This window comes from Rhodoferax sp. RT5P35 (assembly GCF_056521385.1).
Map to the genome: position 1 here is coordinate 1 of NZ_JBWMAX010000387.1, position 1,015 is coordinate 1,015.

The following is a 1,015-nucleotide window of genomic DNA, read 5'->3' on the forward strand; positions in this document are numbered from 1 at the left end:
GCCCGCCACGCAGGACGCGCCGGTGTTCCGCTTTTTGCGGGGCATCAGCACCTTCAGCAAGCCCGTGTTGGCGGCCGTGTGTGGCCCGGCGGTAGGCATCGGCACCACCCTGCTGTTCCACTGCGACCTGGTCTACGCGGGCGACAACGCGCAGTTCTCCATGCCGTTTGTCAACCTGGGCTTGTGCCCTGAGGCGGCGTCCAGTTACCTGGCGCCCCAGCGCATGGGCTATGGCCGGGCGGCTGAGGCCTTGTTGCTGGGTGACCCCTTCATGGCCGAGGCGGCGCTGGAGATGGGGCTGATCAGCCGCATCGTGCCGCCGTCCGAGGCCGCCGCACTGGCGCAGCGCCAGGCGCAAAAACTGGCGGCAAAACCGATCAGCTCGTTGATCGAGACCAAGCGGTTGATGAAAAAAGGCCAGGCCACGGTGGTGGCCGAGCGCATGGTGGAAGAGGGCGCCAGCTTCGGGCGCATGCTGCGCGAACCGGCGGCACGCGAGGCCTTCACGGCCTTCATGGAAAAGCGCAAACCTGATTTTTCAACGGTTTAAGGTGAAACGGGCTGTAGCCCACGTCCTGCCTTCGGAAAATGCTATTGTTTTGATAGTGGTTGGGTCGGAGTTGTTATCGTCGTCAACCGCTTCAATTTGACGGATCTCCATTGGATTGCAAGGCTGATTCCACTAGCCCGTTCAGCCTGGCAACAGGCTGTCGGCGCGATTCGCCCAAGGTCGAGTGTTGACCACGAGGCCATGCATTTTGTTTACTGAAGCGGGTGAAGTCTAGGGTTTACGGTTTCCATTGGGGTTCCAGAGCGCGAGGAAAGATTCGAACGTGGCCTAGGGACGGTGCCCCTTTCAGTGGTTACAGTTGAGGCATCCCCTCGGCCACGACAACTGGGCACGGTCGCTCAATGTTTATGGACTGTCAACAATTCACCAAGGCCCCCATGGTCGCAGCATACAAGCCACAATTTACGCCCATCTCTTACGACGGCATTGACAGCAATACTCCTT

1 protein-coding gene is annotated in these 1,015 nt (G+C 60.1%); it reads left to right on the forward strand.

From position 1 onward, the window contains the following. The coding region (locus AC097L_RS26550; RefSeq protein WP_479589675.1) for an enoyl-CoA hydratase at window positions 1-550 on the forward strand (550 nt) is incomplete at its 5' end. Window positions 551-1,015 lie beyond the last annotated feature (465 nt).